This window comes from Streptomyces hilarionis, assembly GCF_024539675.1.
GTDB lineage: Bacteria > Actinomycetota > Actinomycetes > Streptomycetales > Streptomycetaceae > Streptomyces > Streptomyces hilarionis.
The window spans coordinates 1-2,472 of sequence record NZ_JAHHIT010000328.1; the positions used below are offsets into that span (position 1 = coordinate 1).

The following is a 2,472-nucleotide window of genomic DNA, read 5'->3' on the forward strand; positions in this document are numbered from 1 at the left end:
CCGTTCCGGCGGCCGGGGCGGCGGGGCCGCTAGCCCCGGCCGCCGGAACGGGCGGCGCGGGCGATGGTCACGACCGCCTTCTCCAGGGCGTACTCGGGATCGTCGCCGCCTCCCTTCACTCCGGCGTCCGCCTCGGCCACCGCGCGCAGCGCGACGGCCACCCCGTCCGGCGTCCAGCCGCGCATCTGCTGCCGCACCCGGTCGATCTTCCAGGGCGGCATGCCGAGTTCGCGGGCGAGGTCGGCGGGGCGGCCGCCGCGCGCGGAGGACAGTTTGCCGATGGCGCGTACCCCCTGAGCGAGCGCGCTGGTGATCAGCACGGGCGCGACTCCGGTGGCCAGCGACCAGCGCAGCGCCTCCAGCGCCTCGGCGGCCCGCCCCTCCACCGCCCGGTCGGCGACGGTGAAGCTCGACGCCTCGGCCCGCCCGGTGTAGTACCGGCCGACCACGGCCTCGTCGATGGTCCCCTCGACGTCGGCGACCAACTGGGACACGGCCGACGCCAGCTCCCGAAGATCGCTGCCGATCGCGTCGACCAGTGCCTGGCACGCCTCGGGCGTGGCCGACCGCCCGGTCGCCCGGAACTCCTGTCTGACGAAGGCCAACCGGTCCGCCGGCTTCGTCATCTTCGGGCAGGCCACCTCACGCGCGCCCGCCTTGCGCGCGGCGTCCAGCAGCCCCTTGCCCTTGACTCCGCCCGCGTGCAGCAGCACGAGCGTGATCTCCTCGGCGGGCGCCCCGAGATACGCCTTGACGTCCTTGATCGTGTCGGCGGACAGGTCCTGCGCGTTGCGCACGACCACGACCTTGCGCTCCGCGAAGAGCGACGGGCTGGTCAGCTCGGCAAGGGTGCCGGGCTGCAACTGGTCCGAACTCAGATCCCTGACGTCCGTGTCGGCATCGGAGGCCCGGGCGGCGGCCACCACCTCCTGCACGGCACGGTCGAGCAGGAGGTCCTCCTGGCCCACGGCAAGCGTCACCGAGGCGAGAGGGTCGTCGTTCGCAGTCTTCCTGGCCATCCCCGAAAGCATCCCACGCCGCACTGACAACCCGGCCGCTCGCCGGGCGCCCGGGCCGGCCTACGGGTCCTCGCGCCAGCCCTCCCACTCCGCCGCGAACCCGTCCAGCGCCGCCACGTCGAGCCGCTGCTCCTCGTCGTGCAGCAGGACGAGCCACTGCGCGTCCTCCGCGTCGTCCTCGCCGGCCAGGGCGTCCCGGACTATCCGCGGCTCCTCGCTCACCGCGAACCGTTCCCCGATCGCCCGGGCCGCCGCCTCCGCGGCCTCGCGATCCGGCAGCACCAGCACATGTCGCACATCACTCACACGGCCATCTTCCGACATGTGCGCGGGGTACCGTGCCTCAGGTCCGGAAAACTTTCCAGAAGCCAGGTCCCGAAAACGACCCCTCGGCCCGGCTCGGCCCGTTCCGTCCCAGCCCACACTGAGCCCGACCCCGGCCTCGGGCTTCGGGTTCGGCTTCGGCTTCGGGTTCGGCTTCGGCTTCGGCTTCGGCTTCGGCTTCGGCTTCGGCTTCGGCGCATCCGATCACCGCTGCCGCACTGTCGCCGGCCGCACCTCCGGCACCCGTTCCAACGTGATGCCGAACCGCTCCCGATACGCCTCCAGCACCTCCTCGTCACCGGGCAGCTCGTCCTCCCGCCTCGCTCCGTCGGCGGTCGTCGCCTTCAGTCGGCGCCCGCTGAGCGTGATCCTCCCGCCGTCCTCGGTGAGCCGGGAGCAGATCAGCGACTTCGTGAAATGCGACTCCGGCGACGTGCTGTGCCACCAGGCTCCCGCCGTGAAGTCCCGCAACGCCCGGGGTCTCGTCTCCAGCCGGTACACCCGCTCGCCGTCCGCCACGACGTCGAGGTCCGCCACGACGTCGAGGTCCCGCCCGGCCGTCGAACCGGCTCCGCCCGCGTCCCCCGTCGGCTGCGGACCGGCCTCGACGATCCTGAAAACCCCGCCGGGATCCTGCTGTTCGTCACGCCGTCCCCACTCCAGTGGACAGTGGCTGTGCGCCCCGAACCCGACGTCCGCCAGCCACTCCCCCGCGTCCGCCGTCCGCACCAGCAACGCGAGGTGGTCGTAGGGGATGCCGAGCCGCCCCTCCTCTCCGTACACCCGTGCAGCCAACAGCGTGACCTCGAACCCCAGCGCCCTGAGCAGCGCCCCGAACGCCCCGTTCAACTCGTAACAGAACCCTCCCCTGCGCTTCTCGACGATCTTCTCCACCAACCTCCTCTCCTCCAGCACGATCTCGTCGCCGAGATGCACCGACAGATTCTCGAACGGCACGGCCCGCAGATGCCGTAGTTGCAGTTCACGCAACAGTTCGACCGTGGGCGAGTGACGAACGGCTCTGACGCCGACCGGGCCTCCGGCACCCGAGCCGGGGACAAAGCGGGGATCGGGGTCGGGTTCGGGGCCGGAATCGGGGTCGGAGTTGGGGTTGAGGTTGGGGTCGGGG

Annotated in this window: 3 protein-coding genes; all 3 read right to left on the reverse strand. The window is 72.0% G+C overall.

Translation table 11 applies throughout. The features are described 5' to 3' along the window. Positions 1 to 29: 29 nt before the first annotated feature. A complete protein-coding gene (holA, locus tag KMS84_RS38355; protein WP_256921181.1) occupies positions 30 to 1,019 on the reverse strand; it encodes a DNA polymerase III subunit delta in 990 nt (329 codons plus the stop codon). 60 nt (positions 1,020 to 1,079) lie between these two features. Further along, positions 1,080 to 1,325, reverse strand: coding sequence for a hypothetical protein (locus KMS84_RS38360; RefSeq protein ID WP_256921182.1), 246 nt, complete (start codon positions 1,323 to 1,325; stop codon positions 1,080 to 1,082). A 222-nt stretch (positions 1,326 to 1,547) separates the two neighbouring features. Continuing rightward, positions 1,548 to 2,472, reverse strand: a 925-nt coding sequence (locus KMS84_RS38365; RefSeq protein WP_256921183.1) for an arylamine N-acetyltransferase family protein, incomplete at its 5' end; no start/stop codon positions are given.